2 protein-coding genes are annotated in these 1,347 nt (G+C 67.6%); one reads left to right on the forward strand and one right to left on the reverse strand.

Annotation, left to right across the window (positions count from 1 at the left end; translation table 11 throughout):
• Nucleotides 1-58: 58 nt before the first annotated feature.
• Nucleotides 59-271: a hypothetical protein gene (locus I55_RS30660; RefSeq protein WP_044564522.1), complete on the reverse strand. Its 213-nt coding sequence runs from the start codon at nt 269-271 to the stop codon at nt 59-61.
• Nucleotides 272-494: 223 nt separating this feature from the next.
• On the opposite strand from I55_RS30660, the gene I55_RS30665 reads away from it, so the two are divergent.
• The coding region (locus I55_RS30665) for an AGE family epimerase/isomerase (RefSeq protein WP_049974663.1) at nt 495-1,347 on the forward strand (853 nt) is incomplete at its 3' end.

A 1,347-nucleotide genomic window follows, 5' to 3' on the forward strand; every position in this document is an offset into this window, starting at 1 on the left:
CCCCTGGAGGCGGCGGGCACGATGCGGCCCAGGTTCCCCGACGGAACCTGGGCCGTTTTTATTTGGGTGCCCGCCGATTTCGGCTCACCCATTTCAGGAAAACCCCTGAAGCGATCAAAAACGAAAAAACAAACAGCGCGCCGGCGACGACGCCGGACAATATTCGAAAAGCCGGCTCCGCCGTCCTCATCATCACGGATAGCGTGTTGGCGCCCGTCATCAGGCAGATCACCAGGCCGTGGACAAGAGTCATGGGCTTCTTCGGGGTCATTCCGAATCTCCTCACCGCGATGGGCCCTTCCAGGGATTCAATTCCACATCCCGATACGCCGCGTGCCGCCGTGACCCGGCATGGTTTCGCGCGATTGGCGACATCCCCACCGTCCGCACCGGTGCGGTCACCGAATTATTACCGCCTTGCCCCTGGCCGCGGGCCTGGGCGGCTTCTATCGTCTAAGCCATTTCCCCGATCCGCCAGACCGGAAGGTGACCCCATGATGCACGCGGCTGTCCTATCCTCCACCACTTCCAACTCCACCCCCACGGGGCCGCTGGCCGATGCCGCCGCCGTGCGCGGCCAGTTGAAGGCCTGGCTGGTGGAGCACGCCTATCCCCTGTGGTGGGAGGTCGGGGCCGACCGGCTGAACGGCGGCTTCCATGAGAAGCTGGACCTTGCGGGCCGCCCCACCAGCGATGCCCGCCGGGCGCGGGTCCAGGCCCGTCAGGTCTATGCCTACGCCGTCGCCGCCAGGTCCGGCTGGAACGGCCCGGTGCGCGAGGCGGCGGAACACGGCCTGACCTTCTTCCTGAACCACTACCGCCGCCCCGACGGCCTGTTCCGCACCAAGGTGGCGCCGGACGGCACCGCCTTGGACGACACCGTGGTTCTGTACGACCAGGCCTTCGCCCTGTTCGCGCTGGCCGCCGCCCAATCCGCCACGCCGGAAAACCGCAAGCCGGAGGAGATGGCGGTGGCGCTGCGCCAGCGTCTGCTGGATACCCTGCACCACGCCCAGGGCGGGTTCGAGGAGAGCCACCCCCGCACCCTGCCCCTGCTGTCCAACCCGCACATGCACATGCTGGAAGCCAGCCTGGCCTGGATGGAGCAGGGCGGCGACGGCGGCTGGCGCGCCCTGGCGGAGGAGATCGTCACCCTGGCGCTGACCCGCTTCATCGACGACGACATGGGCGGGCTGAAGGAATTCTTCGACGGCGACTGGCGCCCCGTGACCGGCACCCAGGGCCGCATCGTGGAGCCGGGGCACCAGTTCGAATGGTCGTGGCTGATGCTGCCCTGGGCGGCCCTGACCGGAAACAAAGCGGCGTTCGATGCCGCCTGGCGCATGA

The organism is Azospirillum sp. B4 (assembly GCF_000333275.1).
In the GTDB taxonomy this organism is placed as follows: domain Bacteria; phylum Pseudomonadota; class Alphaproteobacteria; order Azospirillales; family Azospirillaceae; genus Nitrospirillum.